The organism is Streptomyces sp. NBC_00775 (assembly GCF_036347135.1).
GTDB lineage: Bacteria > Actinomycetota > Actinomycetes > Streptomycetales > Streptomycetaceae > Streptomyces > Streptomyces lutosisoli.
In genome coordinates, this window is record NZ_CP108938.1 from 9,773,805 (window position 1) to 9,797,460 (window position 23,656).

At 70.7% G+C, this 23,656-nt stretch carries 20 protein-coding genes and 1 pseudogene; 9 read left to right on the forward strand and 12 right to left on the reverse strand.

All coding sequences use genetic code 11. The features are described from left to right. Complete coding sequence (locus OIC96_RS43430) at positions 1-1,440, forward strand: aldehyde dehydrogenase family protein (protein ID WP_330302550.1); 1,440 nt, start codon at positions 1-3, stop codon at positions 1,438-1,440. Between the two features lie 36 nt (positions 1,441-1,476). Here the strand turns inward: OIC96_RS43430 and OIC96_RS43435 are convergent, their stop codons facing one another. Genes OIC96_RS43435 through OIC96_RS43455 form a run of 5 tightly spaced genes read right to left on the reverse strand, consistent with a single transcriptional unit; the run spans position 1,477 to position 6,444 of the window. Continuing rightward, on the reverse strand, positions 1,477-2,496 hold the full coding sequence (locus tag OIC96_RS43435; RefSeq protein ID WP_330302549.1) for a Gfo/Idh/MocA family protein: 1,020 nt from the start codon (positions 2,494-2,496) through the stop codon (positions 1,477-1,479). Between the two features lie 25 nt (positions 2,497-2,521). Beyond that, positions 2,522-3,424, reverse strand: coding sequence for a sugar phosphate isomerase/epimerase family protein (locus OIC96_RS43440; protein WP_330302548.1), 903 nt, complete (start codon positions 3,422-3,424; stop codon positions 2,522-2,524). Between the two features lies 1 nt (position 3,425). Further along, on the reverse strand, positions 3,426-4,340 hold the full coding sequence (locus tag OIC96_RS43445; RefSeq protein WP_330302547.1) for an ATP-binding cassette domain-containing protein: 915 nt from the start codon (positions 4,338-4,340) through the stop codon (positions 3,426-3,428). A gap of 8 nt (positions 4,341-4,348) precedes the next feature. Further along, on the reverse strand, positions 4,349-5,419 hold the full coding sequence (locus tag OIC96_RS43450) for an ABC transporter permease (RefSeq protein ID WP_330302546.1): 1,071 nt from the start codon (positions 5,417-5,419) through the stop codon (positions 4,349-4,351). A 5-nt stretch (positions 5,420-5,424) separates the two neighbouring features. After that, the gene (locus tag OIC96_RS43455) at positions 5,425-6,444 is read right to left on the reverse strand and encodes a sugar ABC transporter substrate-binding protein (protein WP_330302545.1); all 1,020 of its coding nucleotides are present in this window, start codon (positions 6,442-6,444) and stop codon (positions 5,425-5,427) included. Positions 6,445-6,740: 296 nt separating this feature from the next. On the opposite strand from OIC96_RS43455, the gene iolC reads away from it, so the two are divergent. The 6 genes from iolC (at position 6,741) to OIC96_RS43485 (ending at position 13,934) form a co-directional block, all read left to right on the forward strand. Further along, positions 6,741-7,712: a 5-dehydro-2-deoxygluconokinase gene (gene iolC, locus OIC96_RS43460; protein ID WP_330302544.1), complete on the forward strand. Its 972-nt coding sequence runs from the start codon at positions 6,741-6,743 to the stop codon at positions 7,710-7,712. A 107-nt stretch (positions 7,713-7,819) separates the two neighbouring features. Then, positions 7,820-8,698 carry a Cgl0159 family (beta/alpha)8-fold protein gene (locus OIC96_RS43465; RefSeq protein ID WP_330302543.1) on the forward strand — a complete coding sequence of 293 codons (879 nt, stop codon included), beginning with the start codon at positions 7,820-7,822 and terminating at the stop codon, positions 8,696-8,698. Positions 8,699-8,739: 41 nt separating this feature from the next. Next, a complete protein-coding gene (gene iolB / locus OIC96_RS43470) occupies positions 8,740-9,624 on the forward strand; it encodes a 5-deoxy-glucuronate isomerase (protein WP_330302542.1) in 885 nt (294 codons plus the stop codon). After that, positions 9,624-11,495, forward strand: a complete 1,872-nt coding sequence (gene iolD, locus OIC96_RS43475; protein ID WP_330302541.1) for a 3D-(3,5/4)-trihydroxycyclohexane-1,2-dione acylhydrolase (decyclizing) — start codon at positions 9,624-9,626, stop codon at positions 11,493-11,495. The genes iolB and iolD overlap by 1 nt, the downstream gene beginning before the upstream one ends. A 43-nt stretch (positions 11,496-11,538) precedes the next feature. Next, positions 11,539-13,041, forward strand: coding sequence for a CoA-acylating methylmalonate-semialdehyde dehydrogenase (locus tag OIC96_RS43480; protein ID WP_330302540.1), 1,503 nt, complete (start codon positions 11,539-11,541; stop codon positions 13,039-13,041). Between the two features lie 92 nt (positions 13,042-13,133). Beyond that, positions 13,134-13,934, forward strand: a complete 801-nt coding sequence (locus OIC96_RS43485) for a GntR family transcriptional regulator (protein ID WP_330302539.1) — start codon at positions 13,134-13,136, stop codon at positions 13,932-13,934. A gap of 3 nt (positions 13,935-13,937) precedes the next feature. Here OIC96_RS43485 and OIC96_RS43490 read toward each other — a convergent pair whose 3' ends face one another. The 3 genes from OIC96_RS43490 to OIC96_RS43500 form a co-directional block, all read right to left on the reverse strand. Beyond that, positions 13,938-15,392, reverse strand: coding sequence for an alginate lyase family protein (locus tag OIC96_RS43490; protein ID WP_330309979.1), 1,455 nt, complete (start codon positions 15,390-15,392; stop codon positions 13,938-13,940). Positions 15,393-15,578: 186 nt separating this feature from the next. Beyond that, positions 15,579-16,697 carry an NADAR family protein gene (locus OIC96_RS43495; RefSeq protein WP_330302538.1) on the reverse strand — a complete coding sequence of 373 codons (1,119 nt, stop codon included), beginning with the start codon at positions 16,695-16,697 and terminating at the stop codon, positions 15,579-15,581. A gap of 79 nt (positions 16,698-16,776) precedes the next feature. After that, positions 16,777-17,931 carry a Gfo/Idh/MocA family protein gene (locus OIC96_RS43500; protein ID WP_330302537.1) on the reverse strand — a complete coding sequence of 385 codons (1,155 nt, stop codon included), beginning with the start codon at positions 17,929-17,931 and terminating at the stop codon, positions 16,777-16,779. A 111-nt stretch (positions 17,932-18,042) separates the two neighbouring features. Between OIC96_RS43500 and OIC96_RS43505 the strand changes: the two genes are divergently transcribed. Further along, a complete protein-coding gene (locus tag OIC96_RS43505; protein ID WP_330302536.1) occupies positions 18,043-19,098 on the forward strand; it encodes a LacI family DNA-binding transcriptional regulator in 1,056 nt (351 codons plus the stop codon). A 31-nt stretch (positions 19,099-19,129) separates the two neighbouring features. Here the strand turns inward: OIC96_RS43505 and OIC96_RS43510 are convergent, their stop codons facing one another. The 4 genes and pseudogenes from OIC96_RS43510 to OIC96_RS43525 form a co-directional block, all read right to left on the reverse strand. Next, complete coding sequence (locus OIC96_RS43510) at positions 19,130-20,458, reverse strand: phosphoribosyltransferase family protein (RefSeq protein ID WP_330302535.1); 1,329 nt, start codon at positions 20,456-20,458, stop codon at positions 19,130-19,132. Positions 20,459-20,512: 54 nt separating this feature from the next. Then, positions 20,513-21,641, reverse strand: a pseudogene (locus OIC96_RS43515) (CapA family protein). A 9-nt stretch (positions 21,642-21,650) separates the two neighbouring features. Beyond that, the gene (locus OIC96_RS43520) at positions 21,651-22,271 is read right to left on the reverse strand and encodes a TetR/AcrR family transcriptional regulator (protein WP_330302534.1); all 621 of its coding nucleotides are present in this window, start codon (positions 22,269-22,271) and stop codon (positions 21,651-21,653) included. Positions 22,272-22,276: 5 nt separating this feature from the next. After that, positions 22,277-22,972 carry a type 1 glutamine amidotransferase domain-containing protein gene (locus OIC96_RS43525; protein WP_330302533.1) on the reverse strand — a complete coding sequence of 232 codons (696 nt, stop codon included), beginning with the start codon at positions 22,970-22,972 and terminating at the stop codon, positions 22,277-22,279. Between the two features lie 277 nt (positions 22,973-23,249). Between OIC96_RS43525 and OIC96_RS43530 the strand changes: the two genes are divergently transcribed. Continuing rightward, positions 23,250-23,642: a nuclear transport factor 2 family protein gene (locus OIC96_RS43530; protein WP_330302532.1), complete on the forward strand. Its 393-nt coding sequence runs from the start codon at positions 23,250-23,252 to the stop codon at positions 23,640-23,642. Positions 23,643-23,656 lie beyond the last annotated feature (14 nt).

Genomic DNA, 23,656 nt, shown 5'->3' on the forward strand with positions numbered 1-23,656 from the left:
ATGCGCGAATACCTGAAGTTCTACATCGGCGGCCAGTGGACCGACCCGGCGGAGCCGCGGACCTCGGAGGTCGTGAATCCCGCCACCGAGGAGGTCTGCGGCAAGGTGGCGGCCGGCTCGGCCGCCGATGTGGACCGGGCGGTCGCGGCGGCGCGGCGGGCCTTTCCCGACTGGTCGACGACCACGGGCACGGAGCGGGTCGAGGTGCTCCAGAACATCCTCGACGTGTACCAGAAGCGGGCCGGCGACCTCGCCGCGGCGCTGACCGAGGAGATGGGCGCGCCGACCGCGCTCGCCCACGGCTTCCAAGTGGGGCTCGGGGCCGGGCATCTGACGACGGCGATCGCGGTGCTCAAGGACTTCGTCTTCGAGGAACGGCGTGGCGCCACGCTCGTCGTCAAGGAGCCGATCGGCGTCTGCGGTCTGATCACCCCGTGGAACTGGCCCATGAACCAGATCGCGGTGAAGGTCTTCCCCGCGCTGGCGACGGGGTGCACCGTGGTGCTCAAGCCGTCGGAGCAGTCGCCCTTCACCGGGCAGATCTTCGCCGAGATCCTGGATGCCGCGGGTGTTCCCGCCGGTGTGTTCAACCTCGTTCAGGGCGACGGCCCGGGCGTGGGGGTGCCGCTCTCCCGTCATCCCGGGGTCGACATGGTCTCCTTCACCGGTTCGACGCGCGCGGGCATCGAGATCGCGAGGAACGCCGCGCCCACCGTCAAGCGGGTGACACAGGAGCTGGGCGGCAAGAGCCCGAACATCGTCCTCGACGACGCGTCCTTCGCCGAGAACGTCGGCAAGGGCGTGGCCACCATGATGGGCAACTCCGGACAGACATGCAGCGCGCCGTCGCGCATGCTGGTGCCCAGCACCCGTATGGCAGAGGCCATGGTCATCGCCCAGGAGACCGCGTCCCGGATCACCGTGGGCGACCCGGGCGGCGACTTCGTGATGGGGCCGGTGGTTTCAGAGGCCCAGTTCGAGAAGATCCAGGGGCTGATCCAGCAGGGCATCGACGAGGGCGCCACCCTGGTGACAGGCGGCACCGGACGCCCGGACGGTTTGGAGAAGGGCTACTACGTCAAGCCCACCGTCTTCGCCCATGTCGCGAACGACATGACCATCGCCCGCGAGGAGATCTTCGGGCCGGTGCTGACCATCCTGGGCTACGACAGTGTGGACCACGCCGTCGAGATCGCGAACGACACGGAGTACGGCCTCGCCGGATACGTGGCCGGCGCGGACCTCGAAAGCGCCCGCGCCGTCGCCCGCCGCATCCGGGCGGGGTGGGTCGCGGTCAACGACGGGTTCGACTTCGCCTGTCCGTTCGGCGGCTACAAGAAGAGCGGAAACGGCCGGGAGTGGGGCGAGTTCGGCTTCCACGACTACCTGGAAATCAAGGGAGTCCTCGGCTACGCACCTGAGGCGGCCTCGTCGACGTGACGAGGCCGCCCCGGAGACGTACGGGTGTCCGTCGTGTCAGCGGTAGAGGGCGGGGCGTTCGACCAGTTCGACCTCGGTCCGGCGGCCCTCGGCCTGGGCGCGGACGCCCGCCTCGCAGACGGCCGCCGCCGCGTATCCGTCCCAGCTGCTGGGGCCGGTGACCTCGCCGCGCAGGGTGGCGTCGACCCAGGCCTGCACCTCGCGGTCGTACGCCTCCTCGAACCGCTCCACGAAGTCCGGGGCGATCGAACCGCCCCACCGGCCACCGGCGTTGACGAGCATCCCGTGGGCCTCGCCGATCCGCGCGGTGCCGCTCTCGCAGACGGCCTCGGCCTGTACCTGGTAGCCGAAGCGGCAGTTGGCGTAGATCTCCACGTCGACGAGGACGCCGCCGTCCGTCTCGAACACGACGAACTGTGGGTCCGACACGCCCTCGGGCGCGTTGCCGGAAGGCCTCGGCTTCATCACCGTGACCGCGGTGATCTCCTGGTCGAGCAGCCAGCGGGCGGCGTCCATCTCGTGCACCACCGAGTCGTTGATCAGCATCTGCTCGGTGTAGTACGACAGCACGTCGGCGTTGCGGTGCCGGTTGTGCAGCATCAGCGGCCGGCCCAGCTCGCCGCTGTCCAGCAGGGACTTGAGCTTCATGTACTCGGCGTCGTACCGCCGCATGAACCCGACCTGGACCCTCCGGTGCCCGAGCTTCTGCTCGGCCTCCATGACGCGCAGCGCGGAGGCCGCGTCCGGGGTGAGCGGCTTCTCGCACAGCACCGGCAGATCGTGCTCGAAGGCGGCGAGCAGCGCCGCCTCGTGAGCCGGGCCGGGGGAGGCGATGATCACGGCGTCGACGTCGTCGGCGGCCAGGGCGGCGGCCGGGTCGGTGTACGCCGTGCAGCCGTCGATGCCGTCGGCGAGCTGCTTGGCCCGCTCGGCGTCGATGTCCACGACGGCGGTCACCCGCGCCCCGCTGATGACCTCGGAGATCCGGCGTACGTGGTCGGCCCCCATCCGGCCCGTGCCGATGACGGCCACCCCGAGTGTTCCGCGCTGAGTCATGGTGGTCGATGGTCCCTTCAGATGGTCAGGCGCCGCAGGAGCGGAGGAACTTGCGGGTGCGTACGGCGATCGGCAGCGGCTTGTCCGGCTCGCACGGGTACATGTCCTGCTCGACGATGGCGAACAGCTCCACGCCCAGACGCTGGGCGGCGACCAGCACCGGCTCCAACTCCGGTACGCCCGACGGGGGTTCGCACATCACACCGCGTTGCACTGCGGGGCCGAACGGCACCTCGTTCTTGACGACGTCGGCGAGGATGGCGGGGTCGACCTGCTTGAGGTGCAGATAGCCGATGCGCTCGCCGTAGGTCTCGATGAGCTTGACGCTGTCGCCGCCGCAGTAGGCGTAGTGCCCGGTGTCCAGGCACAGGTTGACCAGGTCGGAGTCGGTCGAGTCGAGGAAGCGCTCGACGTGGTCCTCGGTGTCGATGTGGGTGTCCGCGTGCGGGTGGACGACGATGTCGAGGCCGTAGGTCTCCTTGACCTCGTGGCCGAGCCGTTCCATGCCCTTGGTCAGGTGGGCCCACTGCTCGGCGGTCAGCTCCGGCGGTTCGAGGATCTCGGCGGTCTTGTCGTCCCGCCAGAAGGACGGGATGACGACCAGGTGCTGGGCGCCCATGGCCTGGGTGAGCGAGGCGACCTCGCTGACGTGCTTCCACGTGGCGTCCCAGACGGACGGTCCGCGGTGCAGCCCGGTGAAGATCGTGCCGGCCGACACCTTGAGAGCTCGCTTGTCGATCTCGGCGGTGAGCCGGGCCGGGTCGGTCGGCAGATAGCCGTACGGGCCGAGCTCGATCCAGGAGTAGCCGGCCTCGGCGACCTCGTCCAGGAACCGTTCCCACGGGACCTGCTGCGGGTCGTCGGGGAACCAGACGCCCCAGGAGTCGGGGGCCGAGCCGACCCGGATGCGGTCGAGGGGAGTGGTCATCTCAGGAGGTCCCTTCGGAGGAGGCCGCCACGGGTGCCTGGAGGTCTTCCGCTTCGGGGAGTTCCTCGACGTCGACGCCGCGTACCTGCGCCAACTCGTGCTTGAGCGCGGCGAGTTCGGCGCCGCCGGCCATGTGGTTGGTGAGCTCTTCGAGGCTGACCTCGTTGCGGTCGGCGCTGAGCTCCATGGTGCCGAGGCGGAGCACGCTGAAGTGGTCGCCGACCATGTAGGCGTGGTGCGGGTTGTGGGTGATGAAGATGACGCCGAGACCGCGGTCGCGGGCGGCGGCGATGTACTTGAGGACGACTCCGGACTGCTTGACGCCGAGCGCGGCGGTCGGCTCGTCGAGGATGAGGACGCGGGCGCCGAAGTACACGGCGCGGGCGATGGCCACGGACTGACGCTGGCCGCCGGAGAGGGTGCCGATGGGCTGGTCGAGGTCGTCGAGGACGATGCCCATGTTGCGCAGTTCCTCGTCGGCGGTCTGCTTCATGCGGGCGATGTCGAGGCGGCGCACGGGCCAGGGGCCCTTGGTCATCTCGGAGCCGAGGAAGAAGTTCCGCCACACCGGCATCAACGGCACGGTGGCCAGGTCCTGGTAGACGGTGGCGATGCCCTTGTCGAGGGCCTCGCGCGGGGTGCTGAAGCGCACCGGGACGCCGTCGACGAGGAATTCACCCTCGGTGTGCTGGTGCAGACCCGAGATGATCTTGATGAGGGTCGACTTGCCGGCGCCGTTGTCGCCGAGCACGCACGTGACCTTGCCGGGCCGCACGGTCAGGGACACGCCGTGCAGGGCGCGGATGTTGCCGTAGGTCTTGCCCGCGTTGCGCAGTTCGACGAGGGGGGCGGTGCCGTCCTCGGGCGGCGTGTCCTTGAGGATCGCGCCGACGGGTCCGGATCCGTTGCTTGCCATGAGTCAGTTCACCTCCGGGTCGCCGTGCGGCGGACCCACAGATTGATGAGCGTGGCGCCGAGCAGCATCACGCCGAGGAAGGCCTTGAACCAGTCGGGGTTCCAGCCGGCGTAGACGATGCCCTGCTGCACCATGCCGAACATGAAGGCACCGAAGACCGGGCCGATCGCGGAGCCGTAGCCGCCGGTCAGCAGACAGCCGCCGATCACCGCCGCGGCGATGTAGATCAACTCCTGGCCGACACCCTCGCCCGACTGCACGGTGTTGAAGGAGAACAGCTGGTGCATGCCGATGAACCAGGCGCCGAAACCGACCAGCATGAACAGCGTGATCTTGGTGAAGGTCACCGGCACGCCGACCGCGCGGGCGCTGTCCTGGTTGCCGCCGACCGCGAAGATCCAGTTGCCGTACTTGGTGCGCAGCAGCACCCAGGTCGCGATGGCCGCGAAGACCAGCCACCACACGATGGTGATCTTCACCTGGACGCCGCCGACGTCGAAGGACGAGGCGAAGACCTTCTTCGCCTGGTCGAAGCCGTCCATGGTGCTGATGTCGTCGGTCGCCACGTTGTTGGTGATCAGCTTGGTGACCGCGAGGTTCACGCCTTGCAGGATCAGGAAGGTGCCGAGGGTGACCAGGAAGCTCGGCAGCCCGGTGCGGACCATCATCCAGCCGTTGAACGCGCCGATCGCGAGGGACACGACGAGCGCGACGATCACGCCCATCCAGACGTTCATGGTCAGCTGGTAGCTGAGCATGCTCGCGGTCAGCGCCGAGGTGATCACGGCGACGCCGGACGACAGGTCGAACTCGCCGCCGATCATCAGCAGGGCCACGGGCAGCGCCATGATGCCGATCGTCGACGACTGGTAGAGCACCGTCGCCATCGAGCTGCCGGAGCGCACCGCGGGCGCCGCGATGAGGAAGAAGACGAACACGGCGACTGCGCCGAGGAACACGCCGACCTCGGGCCGGGCGAGCAGCCGCAGCGCCAGGGAGCGCTGCGCGGTCCGCCCGTCGGTCTCCTTGGGGCCGGAGGCCGGCGGTATGGTCACCGCCGGCTCAGCCTGCTGGGTCATCTTCGTCACCGGGTGCCCTTCGCGGCGAACTTGGCGACAGCGTCGACGTTGGACTTGTCGACGAAGGCCGGGCCGGTCAGGATCGGCTGCTCGCCACCGCCGCTGTAGTTGCCGTTGGTCTTGTAGAGCCACAGGGAGTCGACCGCCAGGTAACCCTGGAGGTAGGGCTGCTGGTCGACCGCGAACTCGACGGTGCCCTTGCTGATGGCGCCGGTCAGGTCCTTGTTGAGGTCGAAGGTGGCGACCTTGGCCTTGCTGCCCGCGTCGCTCACCGACTGCGTGGCTGTCAGCGCGATCGGCGCGCCGAGCGTGATCACGTGGTCGATGGAGCTGTTCTGCTTGAGCTTCGCGGTGATCGTCGACTTCACCGACGGCATGTCGGTGCCGTTGACGTACAGGTTCTCGACCTTGCCGCTGAACGTCTTCTTCACGCCGTCGCAGCGCTGGGTGAGTCCGATGTTGCCCTGCTCCTGGATCACACAGACGGCGTTCTTGGCGCCGAGCGAGTTCAGCTTGTTGCCGAGACCCTCGCCCGCCACGGTCTCGTCCTGCCCGAAGAACTGCAGCAGGCCCAGCTTCTTCCAGTCGCTCACACCCGAGTTGAGGCCGACCACCGGGATGCCGGCCGCCTTCGCCTTGCTCACGACGTCCTTGAGGGCGTCCGGCTTGGCGAGGGTGATCGCTATGCCGTCGACCTTCTGGTCGATGGCGTTCTGGACCAGGTTGGCCTGGCTGCCCGCGTTCGGGTCGGCCGAGTAGACGAGCTTGATGTTGTCCTTGGCGGCCGCGGCCTCGGCGCCCTTGCGGACGATGTCCCAGAACGTGTCGCCGGGCGACTGGTGGGTGACCAGCGCGACCGTCATGCGGGGCGTGTTGGCCTTGCCTGCGGAGGCACTGTCTCCGCTCTCCTCGGACTTCTTGCCGCCGGAGCTGCTGGAGCAGCCCGCGACGAGGAGCGCGGACGCCGCCGCCATCGCGACGAGTGGGGCGATTCTCCGAGAGCGGGGGTGAAGCGTGCGGTCCATCTTTCCAGCACCTCACTGTGCGACGGGGGGAAAGGGAACGGGACGGCGCGGGGGGCGCGAGGCCCGTGCGGGGACCCGGACGGGATGTCCGGGTCATGTGCCGGTGACGCGGCTGTTTCGTTGGGACGGGATACAAGTCCCTGATGCACCCACCTGTCAATACTTTGTTAAGACATCATTTCCTGAGCAGGTCCGAATGTCAGTACAAAGTCTTGACAGCGACTCACTCCGGGTCCTACACCTAAGAGGCATCGGGCGCCCCGTTGCCCGCTTCCCACGCATCAGGAGCGTCACGCATGCCTGAGTCCGCTGAATCCTTCGACGCTGAGTCCTTCGACGTCATCACCATGGGACGCATCGGCGTCGATCTCTATCCCCTGCAGACCGGTGTGCCGCTCGCGCAGGTCGAGACCTTCGGAAAGTTCCTCGGCGGCTCGGCGGCCAATGTCGCGGTGGCCGCCGCGCGCCTGGGCCGGGCCACCGCGGTCATCACGCGCACCGGACAGGACCCCTTCGGCACCTACCTCCACCAGGCGCTCAACGAGTTCGGCGTCGACGACCGCTGGGTCACACCCGTCGACGCGTACCCCACGCCGATCACGTTCTGCGAGATCTTTCCGCCGGACGATTTCCCGCTGTACTTCTACCGGCGGCCCAAGGCGCCGGACCTGGAGATCCGGACCGACGAGCTGGACTTCTTCGCGATCCGCGCGGCCCGCATCTTCTGGATCACCGGCACCGGCCTGAGCGAGGAGCCCAGCCGCTCGGCCACGCTCGCCGCCCTGAAGGCGCGCGCCAAGTCCGGCACCACGGTCTTCGACCTCGACTGGCGCCCCATGTTCTGGAAGAACCCCGACGAGGCGCGCCCGTACTACGCCGAGGCCCTGCGGCACGCCACCGTCGGCGTCGGCAACCTCGACGAGTGCGAGATCGCCACCGGCGTACGCGAACCACGGGCCTGCGCCGAAGCCCTGCTGGAAGCCGGCGTGGAACTCGCGGTCGTCAAACAGGGCCCCAAGGGAGTCCTGGCCGTCCACCGCGACGGCACCGTCGCCGAGGTCCCGCCGGTACCGGTGGAGGTCGTCAACGGCCTCGGCGCCGGAGACGCGTTCGGCGGTTCCCTCTGCCACGGTCTGCTGTCCGGCTGGGAGCTGGAGAAGACCATCCGGTACGCCAACGCGGCCGGCGCGCTCGTCGCCTCCCGACTCGCCTGCTCCTCCGCGATGCCGACCGAGACCGAGGTCGAGGACCTCCTCGCGCGCGGCTGACCGAGTCCGAGGCGCACGACCTCCTCATACGCGACTGCTGCCCCAGTCCGAGGCCGACGCCCTCCTCGCACCCGGTCGACCGACGCCACCCCTGAACGGAGCCTGTCTTGAGTATCAGCATCCCCGACCTCGTCACGGTGCGCGCCCGGCACCCGGAGGCCATCGCCGAAGCGGCCGCCCGCCGGGTCCGCCGCCCGCTGATCGGTGACAGCGGCCGCCTGATGATCGTGGCCGCGGACCACCCCGCGCGCGGCGCCCTCGGTGTCGGCGACCACCGCCTGGCCATGGCCAACCGCGCCGACCTCCTGGAACGCCTCTGCACCGCGCTGTCCAGGCCCGGAGTGGACGGGGTGCTCGCCACCGCCGACATCCTGGACGACCTGCTGCTCCTCGGCGTCCTGGAGAACAAGGTCGTGATGGGCTCCATGAACCGCGGGGGACTCGCCGGCGCCTCCTTCGAGATGGACGACCGCTTCACCGGCCACCGCGCCGAGGACATCGAGCGGCTCCGCTTCGACGCCGGAAAGCTGCTGGTGCGCATCGACTACGACGACCCCGGTTCGCTGGAGACTCTGGAGACCACCGCCCGCGCCGTCGACGACATGGCGGCACGCCGACTGCCGCTGTTCGTCGAGCCGTTCATATCCCGCCGGGTGGAGGGCACGGTCCGCAACGACCTGAGCGCCGAGGCCGTCACCCGGTCCATCGCCATCGCCTCCGGCCTGGGCGGCACCTCGGCCTACACCTGGCTCAAACTGCCGGTCACCGACGACCCCGACGACATGGCCGAGGTGCTGGAGGCCTCCACGCTGCCCGCCGTGCTGCTCGGCGGCGAGGTCGGCCGGGACCAGGAGGGCGCGTACGAGAGATGGCGCAAGGCCCTGCGGCTGCCCACCGTCCAGGGCATGGTCGTCGGCCGGTCGCTGCTGTATCCCGCCGAAGGCAGCGTGGAGACCGCGGTGGACACCGCGGTCGGCCTGCTCTGACTCCCGTAGGCCTGCCGATTCCCGTAGAGGAGCCACTCCCGATGACCACCACGCACCACCTTCCCGCGGGCAAGGCCACCGCCGACGCCTACACCGTGGACGTCACCCCCGAGTCGGCCGGCTGGGGCTACTCCAGCCTGCGGGTGCTCGAACTGCCGCCCGGCGGCTGGCACAGCTTCGACACCGGCGACAGCGAGTGGATCGTGCTCCCGCTGTCCGGCGGCTGCACCGTCGCGGTCGGCGGCGACACGTTCCGGCTGACCGGCCGCGAGAGCGTCTTCAGCGGGGTCACCGACTTCGCGTACGTTCCCCGCGACGCCCAGGTCTCGATCGCCTCGCGCGACGGCGGGCGGTTCGCGCTCACCGGCGCACGCTGCACCCGGCGCCTGCCCGCCCGCTACGGACCCGCTTCCTCAGTGCCGGTCGAGCTGCGCGGCACCGGGAACTGCTCCCGTCAGGTCAACAACTTCGGCGCCGCCGGGGTTTTCGAGTGCGACAAGTTGATCGCCGTCGAGGTGATCACCCCCGGCGGCAACTGGTCCTCCTTCCCGCCGCACAAGCACGACGAGCACCGCCCCGGCGAGGAGTCCGAGCTCGAAGAGGTCTACTACTTCGAGTTCGCCGCCCATGAGGGCACGCCCGGCCTCGGCTACCAGCGGGTCTCGCCCTCGGGCCACGGCAACGGCACCGACGTGCTCGCCGAGGTGCGCGACGGCGATGTCGTCCTCATCCCGGACGGCTGGCACGGACCCTCCATGGCCGTGCCCGGACACGACATGTACTACCTGAACGTCATGGCGGGCCCCGGCACCGACCGCTCCTGGCTGATCTGCGACCACCCCGACCATGCCTGGATCCGGGGTACCTGGCCCGAGCAGCCGGTCGACCCCCGGCTGCCCCTGTACACCGCCCCCGAGAGGTCCTGATGAGCACCACCACCCGCCGCCTGACCACAGCACAGGCCCTGGTGCGCTTCCTGTCCGCGCAGTACAGCGAGCGCGACGGCGTACGCCACCGGCTGATCGCCGGCACCTGGGGCATCTTCGGCCACGGCAATGTGGCGGGCATCGGCCAGGCACTTCTGGAGGCCGGCGAGGACTCCATGCCGTTCCACCAGGGCCGCAACGAACAGTCCATGGTGCACGCGGCGGTCGGCTACGCCCGCCAGCTCAACCGCCTGTCCGCCCAGGCCGTCACCACCTCCATCGGCCCCGGCGCCACCAACCTCGTCACCGGCGCCGCCCTCGCGACCATCAACCGCCTCCCGGTGCTGCTCCTGCCCGGCGACTACTTCGCGACGCGGCCCGCCGACCCGCTGCTCCAGCAACTGGAACACCCCGTCGAGGCCGACGTCTCCGTCAACGACACGCTGCGGCCGGTCTCCCGCTACTTCGACCGGATCACCCGCCCGGAGATGCTCATCCCCTCCGCGCTGAACGCGATGCGCGTCCTGGCCGACCCCGCCGACACCGGCGCCGTCACCCTCGCCCTGCCACAGGACGTACAGGCGGAGGCGTACGACTGGCCGGAGGAGTTCTTCGCCGAGCGCGTCTGGCGGGTACGCCGCCCCGCCCCCGACCCGGTCGAACTCGCCGAAGCCGTACGGGCGATCCGCGCCGCCCGGCGCCCGCTGATCGTCGCCGGCGGGGGAGTCCACCACAGCGAGGCCGAGGGCGCGCTCAAGGCCCTGGCCGACGCCACCGGCATCCCCGTCGCCTCCACCCAGGCGGGCAAGGGTTCGCTGCGCCACGACCACCCCGCCGACCTCGGCGGCATCGGCCACACCGGCACCGCCGTCTGCGACGACATCGCCCGCACCGCCGACCTGATCATCGGCGTCGGCACCCGGTACACCGACTTCACCACCGCGTCCCACACGCTGTTCCAGAAGGACGGCGTACGGTTCGTCAACCTCAACATCACCGCCTTCGACGCCCACAAGCTCGCTGCCCGGACGCTGGTCGCGGACGCGCGGACGGGTCTGGAGGCGCTCACGGAGGGGCTGTCCGGCCACCGTGTCGACGCGGCGTACGAGGCCGAGTACCGCGCGGGCAAGGCACGTTGGGACGACGTCGTCGAGGCCGCCTACCGGGCGGAGGACTCCGCCGTGCCCACCCAGACACAGGTCCTCGGCGCGCTGGACGCCGTCGTCGGCGACGACGACGTGGTCATCAACGCGGCCGGCTCGCTCCCCGGCGACCTGCACAAGCTGTGGCGGGCGCGCGGCCCGCGCCAGTACCACCTGGAGTACGGCTTCTCCTGCATGGGCTACGAGATCCCGGCCGGCATCGGCGTCCAGCAGGCCGCCCCCGGCACGCCGGTCTGGTCGCTGGTCGGCGACGGCACCTATCTGATGATGCCGACCGAGATCGTCACCGCCGTCCAAGAAGGCCTGCCCGTCAACCTGGTCCTGATCCAGAACCACGGCTACGCCTCCATCGGCGGCCTCTCCGAGGAGACCGGCGGCGAGCGCTTCGGCACCGCCTACCGTTATCGCGCCGCCGACGGCACCTTCTCCGGAGCCCCGCTCCCGGTGGACCTGGCCGCCAACGCCGCGAGCCTCGGCATGGACGTCCTCCGCGCCAAGACCGTACGGGAACTGCGCGACGCGCTGGCCGAAGCGCGCGCCTCGGACCGGCCGACCTGCGTGTACGTCGAGACCGACCCGACGCCCACCGCACCGCCCGCCGAGGCCTGGTGGGACGTACCCGTCGCCGAAGTGGCCTCGCGCGAAGCCGCGTCGACCGCCCGCGAACGCTACGACGGCCAGGTCGCCGGCCGCCGCCGCCACCTGTGACCCCGACTTCTTGAACTCCCCGCCCACGAAAGGCCCCCGCACCATGAAGACCATCACCCACTGGATCGGCGGCAAGCCCGTCGAGTCCGCCTCCGGACGCTTCGGCCCGGTCTACAACCCGGCCACCGGCGCCCAGGAGAAGCAGGTCGGCTTCGCCTCCGTGGACGAGGTGGACGCCGCCGTCGCCACCGCGCGGGCCGCGTTCGAGAGCTGGGGAAGCGCCTCGCTCGCCAAGCGCACGGCGGTCCTGTTCAAGTACCGCGAGCTGCTGGACGCGCACCGCGACGAGATCGCCGAGCTGATCACCGCCGAGCACGGCAAGGTGCACTCCGACGCGCTCGGCGAGGTCGCGCGAGGCATGGAGATCGTCGAACTGGCCTGCGGCATCTCCGAGAAGCTCAAGGGCGAGCTGTCCACCCAGGTCTCCAGCCGCGTCGACGTCGCCTCGATCCGCCAGCCGCTGGGCGTCGTCGCCGGCATCACGCCGTTCAACTTCCCGGCCATGGTGCCGATGTGGATGTTCCCGCTCGCCATCGCCTGCGGCAACACCTTCGTGCTCAAGCCGAGCGAGAAGGACCCGTCGGCCTCCTTCCGGCTGGCGGAGCTGGCCTCCGAGGCGGGCCTGCCGGACGGTGTGCTGAACATCGTGCAGGGCGACAAGGTGGCCGTGGACCGGCTCCTGGAGCACCCGGACGTCGTCGCGGTCTCCTTCGTCGGCTCCACGCCGATCGCCAAGTACATCCAGCTCAAGGGCGTCGAGCACGACAAGCGCGTACAGGCCCTGGGCGGCGCCAAGAACCACATGCTCGTCCTTCCCGACGCCGACCTGGACTTCGCCGCCGACCAGGCCATCAACGCCGCGTACGGCTCGGCCGGCGAGCGCTGCATGGCCGTGTCGGTCGTGGTCGCGGTGGGCGACACCGGCGACGAGCTGGTCGCCAAGATCGCCGAGCGCGCCAAGGGCCTCAACATCGGCCCTGGCAACGACCCGGCCTCCGAGATGGGCCCGCTCATCACCCGCGAGCACCGCGACAAGGTCGCCTCGTACGTCACCGGTGCGGCGGCCCAGGGCGCGGAGGTCGTCGTCGACGGCACCGGCTACTCGGTCGAGGGACACCCCGAGTGCGCGGAGGGCTTCTTCCTCGGCGTCTCGCTGCTCGACAAGGTGCCGGTGACGGCGGACGCGTACAAGGACGAGATCTTCGGCCCGGTGCTGTGCGTGGTGCGCGCCGACACCTACGACGACGCCATCAAGCTCATCAACAGCTCCCGCTGGGGCAACGGCACCGCGATCTTCACCCGGGACGGCGGCGCCGCGCGCCGCTTCCAGCTGGAGGTCCAGGCGGGCATGGTCGGCATCAACGTGCCGATCCCGGTGCCCGTCGGCTACCACTCCTTCGGCGGCTGGAAGGACTCCCTCTTCGGCGACCTGCACATCTACGGCAACGACGGCATCGCCTTCTACACCCAGGGCAAGGTGATCACCACCCGCTGGCCGGACCCGTCCGACGGAGGCATCAACCTCGGCTTCCCCAGTCACTCCTGACCCAGCGGCGGCCGGCGCGGGAACGGACCCGCGGCCTCCCGCACCGGCCGCCTTCAGGACCGAACGTCACGACCGACCGTCAGGACGATGCGATGGCAAGGGTTCCCGTCCGCCGGACCACCGGATCCCCACGAGCGACGGCAGCCGCCCCGCCCGTGGGCCTCGATTTCACGCTCGACCGCAGCAGCCCCGTTCCGCTCTACTACCAGCTCGCGCAGCAGCTGGAGTCCGCGATCCAGCGCGGAGTGCTCGGTTCGGGAAGCCTGCTGGGCAACGAGGTCGAGCTCGCGGGGCGGCTCGGCCTGTCCCGCCCCACCGTCCGCCAGGGCATCCAGACCCTCGTCGACAAGGGGCTCCTGGTCCGCCGCCGTGGCGTGGGCACCCAGGTGGTGCACAGCCAGGTCAAACGCCCGCTGGAGCTCAGCAGTCTCTACGACGACCTGGAAACCGCCGGGCAGAGCCCCACGACCCAGGTGCTGCACAACGAGGTCGAGCCGGCCGCCGCCGAGGTCGCGGCCGCCCTGGGCATCACCGAGGGCAGCGGCGTACACCGTGTGGAGCGGCTGCGCCTCACCCGTGGCCAGCCGGTGGCGGCCCTGTGCAACTACATCCCGGAGGGCCTGCTGGACGTCGACACCGCCCGGCTGGAGTCGACCGGCCTGTACCGCATGATGCGCGCCGTCGGCATCACCCTGCACAGCGCCCGCCAGTCCGTGAGCGCCCGCTCCGCCACACCGGAGGAGGCCGAGCGGCTCGACGAGCCCGCGGGCGCCGCCCTGCTCACCATGCAGCGCACGGCCTACGACGACACCGGCCGCGCGGTCGAGTACGGCACCCACATCTACCGCGCCTCGCGGTACGCCTTCGAGTTCCAGCTGCTCGTGCGCTCCTGAGGGTCACTCCCCGGCGTCGCGACGGGCCTGACCGCGGCGGCGCAGCAGGAGCAGGCCGCCCGCGAGGGCGGCGACGCCGGTGGCGGCGGTCCACGCGGGGAGGTCGGAGGAGCCGGTGGCGGCCAGGTCGCCGCTCCTCCCGCCGAGCGGGCTCGACGAGGAGGAAGGCGTGGCGGACGCGGCGGCGGACGCACCGTCGGCGGGCGACGCGCCGGACGCGGTGGCGGAGGGCGCCGGCGACGCCGTCGCCTCGGCGGTGGTGGCCCGGGGACGGGTGAACGCCAGGGTGCCGAAGCCGAGTTGGTCGTAGCCGCCGCTGTTGGGGCCGTAGTCCCCGCCGCCGCCCTCGGGCGCGAACCGGGCCGCGATCCGCGTGAGGTACTGCGCGTCCAGCCCCCGGCGCTTGGTGTAGTGGCTCGCGACCATCGCCCAGATCGGCCGGGCCATGGCCGGATCGACGGCAGCCGCCGCGGACGCGGTCTCCGTGCCCGACCAGATGCCGGGCGCGCCCTTCTTCCGGGTGTACGCGGTGAACGGCACGTCTTGGCCCATGCTCCACTTGGCCACGTACTGGGCGCCCTTGAGGAAACGGCTGTCGTCGTAGCCGTACAGGTCGATGCCCTGGTTCCAGGCCATCTCGCAGATGGTGCCCATCAGGCCGACGCCGAGCAGCGCGTGGCCCTGGTCGCGGCCGGCCTCGACCCATTCGGCGAGACCGTCGTCGTACACGACCGGGATGGCGTTCTTGACCGAGCCCATGCCCTCGCCGTGCTTGAAGTAGTCGACGGCCCGGTTCACCTTGGCGCGGTCGTCGCACAGGATGCCGATCGCGAGGACGGAGGCGATGTTCGTCAGGTCCCAGTTGGTCCAGTAGTTGGTGATGTAGGCGCCGTTGTGGTTCGCGAGGAAGTCCTCGCTCAGCGGGTGGAAGACGTCGAGCATCATCTGCTGGAAGCGGGCCAGCTCGAAGCCGTCGTAGCCGCGGATGAGCTCGGCGGCGTTGGCGAACTGGTAGCCGTACAGGCCCGAGGCGAGGAACCGGTCGGCGCTGCCCTCGAGCTTGGTCAGCCTGGCCGACCAGGCGTTGAGGATGTCGCGGGCGGTGTCGGCGTGCGCGGTGTCGCCGCTGACGTGCCAGCGCAGGGCGTTCTGGTAGGCGGCGTGGATGTCGTTGTACAGCGTGCGGTAGTTCTCGGGCGAGCCGGAGCCGCGGTAGACCGTGGCCTGCGGGTTGGCCTTCCAGGAGCTCTGCGCGTGCGCGTTGGCCGTCAGCTTGGCGAAGCCGGCCGTGTAGGGCTGCGCGCCGGCCTTCACCTTGTTCGCCATGCGGGCGAGATCGGCCCGGGTGTGCAGCATCCCGGGGTGTGCGAAGGCACCGCCTGCCGCCGATGCCGGGGCCGCCGCGAGGGCCGTGCCGGTCCCGGCGGCGCCCGCCGCCACCCCGGCGATCTTCAGCATGTTCCGGCGACTGATCTGTGCTGTCACTGACTCGGTTCCTTAACGCTCGGGTGCCTGGGGATGCCCTACGCACTGGAGACGTCGTGGAACGCGGCCGATAACAAAAAGTTGGGCGCGCTATCAGGCCGACACGCGACCCCGGTCCGCCGGGAGCAGCGCCTCGATCCCGCGGCCCCGCACGTCAGTTCAAGGGCACACCCGGATCCCTGCGCGCCCGGCGTGCAGTTCGGAACGGATGAGTTCGAGGAGGCGGCCGATCCAGTTCCGGCCGCGGCCGCCGTTGTCGCCCCAGAAGTCGGAGTCCATGTGGTCGTAGACGAGCGTCGCGTCGTCCGTGGCCAGGAGAATCCCGGCCAGATGCGGGTGCTGGGTGTACTTGGCCCGCAGCAGTCCGGTCATCACAGCGGTACGGGCCTGCTCCCAGCCGTCGCGTCGGCGGGCGCCTACCGCCAGCTGCTGGGCGTCGTACGGTCTGTCCGCTTCTGTGATCGCGGCCCGGGCTTCGGGGTCGCCGGTCGAGAGGGCCCAGTACGCGTAGGTGACGGAGGGGTAGGTGACGCCGTCGACGTCGATCGGTGCCGGGTAGTCGTTGCGAAGGGCCTGCCTGCCCGGATCGTCGGACTGCTTCAGCGGATAGCTCTGGTAGAGGTGGATCGCGGGGGCGACAGGAGTCGCGGGTCCGTCCGCCGGGACCCGTGAGGGCCGTTCGGCGATCCACTTCGCCCGGTCCTCGAAGTAGGCCACCGCGTCGTCGTACATCTCCTGGGTGACCGCTTCGTCCGGCCACTCCATGCGCCCGCCAGGTCCGGCCACCAGGGCCTGAAGCGGCCAGTCCTTGCGGTCCATGTCGCCGAGCGCGTAGTGACGCTGCGTCTCGGGGATGGCGAGGTAGGCGGCGCGGGCCGCGGCCCGCTTCTCCTCGGTCCGGTCGGCGAGGAACGTGTCGACGGTGGCCAGGCACCGCTCCGTCGAGTCCGGGCGGCCGTTGAGCTGGTCGATGGTGTCGCGCACCTCGGCGAGCAGCAGCTCGGGGGTGTGCCAGCTGCGCGGCTCGCTGAATTTCCAGGCGGCCAGCTCATGGCCGGACGCCCTGGCGCCGTCCGGGAGTTCGGTGGCGACCCAGCCGCTGCGCAGCTTCTCCTCGAACTCCTCAAGGGTGACCAGGCCCCAGCAGTTGACGAGTCCGTCCGCGTAGATGAACAAGTCGGTCAGGAAGTAGTCGCCGTTACGGATGAAGGCGTGCCGCCAGGTTCCGGGTACGCGTATGCCGTCCGCCATGCGGTAGGTGATCCGATTGCCGATCATCGCGACATTGTGACGGACCCGTCGACGGCGCGAACTGCATTTTCCGCCCGGGTCCGTTGCCCCGATCCGTCCGCGTCGCTCAGGTCGGTGAAACCCACGTTCCCAGCTCGGCGGAGCGTGACATGGCGTCCAGTGCGGCGGCGCTGTGAACCGCGTCAACCAGCGTCGCGCCGTACGCGGTGTTGTCGGCGATGGACCGCAGGAAGTTGCGCGCCTCGATGACCTTGAGGTCGTCGTAGCTCATGCTGTTCGCCGCGCCCGGCTGGAAAGCGGCGTACTCGCCCTGCCCGGGCCCGACGTACAGCGTGCTGACGGGCTGGTCCTGGTACGACGTACCCCGGCTGACGCCCAGTTCGCCCATCCGCCGGAAGTCCCAGAGGACCGCGCCCTTGGTGCCGTGCACCTCGAAGCCGTAGTTGTTCTGCTCGCCCACCGAGACCCGGCAGGCCTCCAGCACACCCCGCGCGCCGGAGGCGAAGCGCAGCAGGCAGTTGACGTAGTCCTCGTTCTCCACCGGACCCAGCTCGCCGCCCGCCGCACGCGTATGGCCGGCGGTAGCTCCCGTCGGGCGGGCCCGCTCGGGCAGGAAGATCGCGGTGTCCGCGGTCAGTGCCTCGATCTCGCCGAGCAGGAAGCGCGCCAGGTCGACGCCGTGCGAGGCCAGGTCGCCGAGGACGCCGCTGCCGCCGCGCTCCCGCTCGTAGCGCCAGGTCAGCGCGCCTTCCGGATGTGCCGCGTAGTCGCTGAACAGCCGGATGCGGACATGGGTGACGGTGCCGATCTCGCCGGAGGCGATCAGCTCGCGGGCGGCGGCGACGGCGGGCGCGCCCCGGTAGTTGAAGCCGACCGTGCCCTGTACCCCGGCTTTGGTCACCGCGTCCGACACGGACAGGGCGTCCTCGGCGGTCAGGCCCACCGGCTTCTCGATCCAGATGTGCTTGCCCGCCGCCGCCATCGCGGTGCCGATCTCGCGGTGCAGGAAGTTCGGCGCGGCGATGCTCACCGCCTGGACCCGGGGGTCGGCGGCGACCTCATGCCAGTCCCGGGCCGCGGTGGCAAAGCCGTACTGCGCCGCGGCCTCCTCGGCGCGGCCGGGCACGTCGTCGGCGACGGCGATCAGTTCGGGCCGCAGGGCGAGCTCCGGGAAATGGTGCGGCACGCGGGCGTACGCCTGGGTGTGCACCCTTCCCATCCAGCCGAACCCCACGACGGCAACGCCGAGCGCACGCACCATGACTGCCCCTCTTTGGACCGGTCCAACAAGTTCCCGGCTCACATTGAAGGCCGTTCTGTGACGTGTCAAGCCCTTTGACAAGCTCACCCACCGTATGGAACGGTCCAGACCATGAGAGCACCGACCATTCGCGATGTCGCCGAACGGGCCGGAGTGTCGAAGTCGCTGGTCTCCCTCGTGCTGCGCGGCTCCGACCAGGTGCGTGACGAGAAGCGGCAGGCCGTGCTGGCCGCCGTCGAGGAGCTCGGCTACCGGCCCAACGCCGCCGCGCGCAGCCTCAGCGAGCGGCGCACCCGTACGGTCGGAGTGCTCCTCAACGACATGCGCAACCCCTGGTTCGTGGAGCTGCTCGACGGTCTGAACTCCCGGCTGCACGACTCCGGGCTGCACATGCTGCTCGCCGACGGCCACCTCAACCGGCGTCTCGGCGAGGACCTCACCCGGACCTTCATGGACCTGCGGGTCGACGGTCTGATCGCCGTCGGCACCCTGCCGGCCTCGGAAGCGCTGCGGACGGCGGCCGGGCGGATCCCCACCGTCGTCGCGGGCGCCCGGGAGCCCGAGCTGCCCGGTGTCGACGTCGTCGCCAATGACGACGAGCGCGGCGCCCGCCTCGCCACCGAGCACCTCATTGGCCTCGGCCACCGGCGCATCGCCCATATCGCGGGGCAGGGGATGGTCGGCGAGCTGCGCCGGCGCAGCTTCGAGGCGGTCATGCGCGAGCACGGACTGGCCGAGGAGGCGATCGTGGAGCAGGGCGACCTGACGGAGGAGGGCGGCTACCGGGCGACGGTCCGGCTGCTCAGCGCCCCTGAACGGCCCACCGCCGTCTTCGCGTTCAACGACATCGCCTGTGTCGGCGCCCTGTCGGCCGCCGAGGAGCTCGGCCTCCAGGTGCCGCGCGACCTCTCCCTCGTCGGCTACGACAACACGTACCTCTCACGGCTGCGGCACCTGTGGCTCACCACCGTGGACAGCGCCGGCCACGACGTCGGCCGGCGCGCCGCGCAGTGTCTCCTCGACCGGATCGACGACCCCGCCCGCCCCGGCGAGGTCGTGCTCACCGCTCCGGCCCTCGAAGTCCGCGGCACGACGGCGCCACCGCGCGGTCAGGCCGGTGCCGGTGCCGGGGTGGCCGGGGCGCGAGCGGTCGGCGACGCCGATTGACGTGGTGGTCCCGGTCGGTCTGACTTCCGGATCAGACGAGGTGTCTGCCGAACCAGTCCGTGGCCAGCTCGGTGACCGATTCCAGCGTGCCGGGTTCCTCGAAGAGATGAGTGGCACCGGGGACGACGGCCAGCTGATGCTCGCAGCTCAGGCGCGCCGCGGCCTGCCGGTTGAGATCCAGCACCACGTGGTCGCGGCCCCCGACGACGAGCAGCGTCGGAGCCTTCACCTCCGGCAGCCTGGGGCCGGCCAGGTCCGGCCTGCCGCCGCGGGAGACGACGGCCGCGATGTCCGCGTCGGGCTCCGCCGCGGCCCACAGCGCGGCGGCGGCGCCTGTGCTGGCACCGAAGTAACCGAACGCCATGTCTTGGGTGCCGGGCTGCTCACGCAGCCATTCGGTCGCCTGGGTCAGACGGCGGGCGAGCAGTGCCGTGTCGAACACGTTGTCCCGGTTCACCGCCTCGGCCTCGGTGAGCAGATCGAACAGCAGGGTGCCCAGACCGGCGCGGTTCAGTCCGGTGGCGACGAAGCGGTTGCGCGGGCTCTTCCTGCTGCTGCCGCTGCCGTGGGCGAAGAGGACGACTCCGGGGGTGCCGCGGGGTACCGTCAGCCGCCCGTCGAGCTCGGCGCCCGCGGCCGGTATCCGGACCGCCCTGTCATAGGGCGCGGAATCGTGCTCCGGGGAGGCGCCGCCCGCGCCCGGCGCCGCGTCGGACGTGGCGTGGGCCGCGCGGTTGTGCTCCAGGCAGGCGATGACCTCCTCATCGCTCGTCTGCCCGAAGTCCGCGTAGAACTCACCGATCGCGTAGAACGGCTGGGGCGTGTCCAGACAGACACCTTCGTCCGCCTCGCCCCCGATGCGGGCCGTCCAGTCGTGCGGCGCCACGGGAATCGCCAGCACGATCCGCGACGCTCCGCGGGCGCGCGCGATCCGGCAGGCCGCCAGGGCCGTGGAGCCGGTCGCCAGACCGTCGTCCACCACCAGCACCGTGCGTCCCTCGTACCGGGCCGGCTGCCGCCCGCCCCGGTAGCGGCGGGCCCGCTGCTCCAGGACACCGCGCTCGTGTTCCTCCACGGCCGCCAGAGCACGGTCCGTCACACCCGTGGCCCGCACCACCTTGTCGTTGATGACGCGCACGCCCTCCTCGCCGATCGCGCCCATGGCCAGCTCCGGCTGGAAGGGCACCCCCAGTTTGCGTACGAGGCAGACGTCGAGCGGAGCGCCGAGGGCCTCGGCGACCTGCGCGGCGACCACGACGCCGCCGCGGGGGAGTCCCACGACCACCGGGTCCTCGCCCTTGAGATGGTGCAGCCGGGCGGCGAGCCGCCGGCCCGCTTCGATTCGGTCGGTGAAGTACATGGTCGCCTTCCGGGTGAGGTCAGGTCCTCGGGTCCCGAGTGAAGTCCGTGCCGCTCACTCCCGCGGCCGCTGGGACGGCCGGACGGTGAGGGTGTCGTCCGGGCTGCGTTCGACGCGTGAGCCGTAGGCCCGGCTGATCCGGTCCAGGACGTCCCGCACCCACCGCGCGTCCTCGGCCGTCGCGCGCTCCAGCCGCATCCGCCGGGCCCGCATCGGGGTGATGCGCACGTCGTGGAATCTGCCGTCGTCCGGGTTCACGGTGACGAAGTACAGCAGCCGGAGGTCGTCCCGGTACTCCTCGCGGCCGCCGATGCCCTCGTAGTCGTTGATCAGGTCGCCGCAGCCGTGGGTGATGAGCTTTCCCCGGTACGACTCCAAGGGCCGCGGATGGTGCGAGGAGTGCCCGTGCACGACGTCCGCGCCGCCGTCGATGAGCGCATGGCCGAAAGCGGACCTGGTCACGCGGGATGAGATAGCCCCAGTTGGAGCCCCAGTGGACCGAGACGACCACGATGTCGCCCGGCCGCTTGGCCGGACGCAGCCGGGCGGTGATCCCGGCCGCGGCGGCATCCGACGGCTCGGCGACGAAGTCGACCCCGCTGCGCTCCGCTGTGGCGGCCCAGCCGCGGGGTATGCCGCTGGAGGCCATCCCCACGGAGAGGACCAGGACGCGCCGGCCACCGGCGACGGGGACGATCGCGGGACGCTGGGCCTCCTCGGCGTCCCGGCCCGCCCCCGCCGAGCGAAGGCCCGCGTCCGCCAGGGCGTCGAGGGTCTCCTCCAGCCCGCGGCGGCCGTAGTCCAACACATGGTTGTTGGCCAGGGCGCAGACGTGAGGACGGGCGGCGGCCAGGGCGGGCAGGTTGGCCGGGTGCATCCGGTAGTGGACCTCTTTGGCGGGCGCGATCTCGTCGTTCCGCGTGACGGCGGTCTCCAGGTTGAGGATCCGGGCGTCGGGCGCCGCCGCGTCGAGCACGTCCAGAGCGTCGCCCCACGGCCAGGGGAAGCCGACCGGCTGGGGAATCATGCCGTTCGCCGCCTCGGCCAGCTCCACATAGGCGCGGGCATCCTTGATGTACGACTCCGGCAGCTTCGGATCGCCGGGGTGCGGAAGTATCTGGTCGACTCCGCGGCCGAGCATCACGTCACCGGCCAGGAACAGCGTGACGAGGTCACCGCCCATTCCTCCAGGCTAGGCCGGTCCGGCGGGTATTGCTTCCGGGCCCCGAGCACACTCCTGACCAGGGATTGCGGGACACCCCCGAACCGGTGCTCCCAGCAGTCCGGTCAGCAGGGCGTCGGTCGCCGGGGGCAGCAGATGTCTGCCCCCGGGCGCCGACTCCAGGCCGACGACCAGGGCGAGGCAGATGTCGGCGGCCTCGGCGGGCTCGACGCCGGCCAGGGAGTCCGCCTCGGCGAAGAGGGTGATCAGGAGGCGGCGCAGTTCGCCGGTGAAGGCGTGGCAGAGGTCACCGAACAACCGGGCCTTCTCGTCGAGGAGTTCGGCCGTGTGCGGGGAGTCCCCGGCCAGCCGGCCCACCAGGTCGAGCTTGGCGGCGAGCACGCCCCGGACGCGTTCGGTGTGCGGGGCGTCCTCGATGGCCGCCTGCCGGGCCCGGCCGAGCGCCTGCTCGTGCAGGCGTCCGGCGAGGCGGCGGAAGGCGTCGTCCTTGCCACGCACGTACTGGTAGACCGCTGACCGGGACACGCCCATGGTGGAGGCGATGTCGTCCATCGTGGTGCGCCGTACGCCGTACCTGGTCAGGCACTCGTAGGCGGCGTCGAGGACCTCGTCGAGCCGGTCGGTGGCCATGAGGGTCAGCCCAGCTTCTTCAGCAGCTCTGCCGCGAGCGGGGCGGAGGAGGACGGGTTCTGGCCGGTGACCAGGTTGCGGTCGACAACCACCTTGGGGGCCCACGGCTCGCCCTCCTGGAAGTCGACGCCCGCCTCGACGAGCCGGTCCTGGAGCAGCCACTTGGCCTTGCCTGCGAGACCCGCCTGGGTCTCCTCGGCGTTGGTGAACCCGGAGACCCGGTAGCCCGCGAAGGCGTTGCCGCCGTCCTCGCGGGTGGCGGCGAGCAGCGCGGCCGGGGCGTGGCACACCACACCGAGCGGCTTGCCCGAGTCGAGCGCGAGGGTGAGGAGCCGGCCGGAGTCGGCGTTGACCGCGAGGTCCTCCATCGGGCCGTGGCCGCCGGGGTAGAAGACGGCCGCGTAGTCGTCCAGGTCCGCTTCCTCCAGCTTGATCGGCTGCTGGAGCTCGGCGATCGACGCGAGGGCGCCGGCGATCCGGTCGGCGCCCTCCTGCCCGCCGTTCACCTCGGGCGCCAGGCTTCCCTGGTCCACGGTCGGCACGACGCCGCCCGGCGTGGCGACGACGACCTCGTGGCCCGCGGCCTTGAAGGCCTCGTACGGGGCGACGGCCTCCTCGGCCCAGAAGCCGGTCGGGTGACGGGTGCCGTCGGCGAGCGTCCAGTAGTCGACGCCGGTCATCACGAAAAGGATCTTCGACATGGTGTTCTCTCCGGGGGAGCGGGCCCTGACGGACCTGGGGAACGTTCTTGGCCGTACGCCCTGACGTTCTGCGCTCAGATCGTCAGGGCGGCGATGTGCTCGACGGTATGCGCGTCGGACATAGGTGACCAATAGGGAACCCGCTTGCAGCCATAGGGGATCCAATGACGCTCCGGGAATACGGCGGGCGGCTCTGCTCCGAGGCTGGACGCCGGGAACATGCGCGATTAATGTCATCCGCACCTAGACAACTGGTTGAGTAGAAGAGGTGGGCGTGATGCATTCCTTCCGCAAGGCCGTGGAGGCCGGAGACTTCGCCGCGATCGAGGAGATGCTGGCCGAGGACGTGGTGTTCACCAGCCCCGTCGCCTTCAAGCCCTACCCGGGCAAGGCGATCACCGCGGCCATCCTGCGCGCCGTCTCCCGTGTCTTCACCGACTTCCGGTACGTACGCGAGATCGCCGGCGCCGACGGCCGGGACCACGCGCTGGTCTTCGAGGCGAAGGTGGGCGACAAGCAGCTCACCGGCTGCGACTTCCTGCACTTCGACGAGGACGGCCGGATCGACGACTTCATGGTCATGGTCCGCCCGCTGACGGCGGCCCAGGCGCTCTCCGAGGCGATGGGGGCGCAGTTCGAGCGGATCTCGCGGGAGGCGGCGGGCGCGTGAGCGGCGACGCGCCC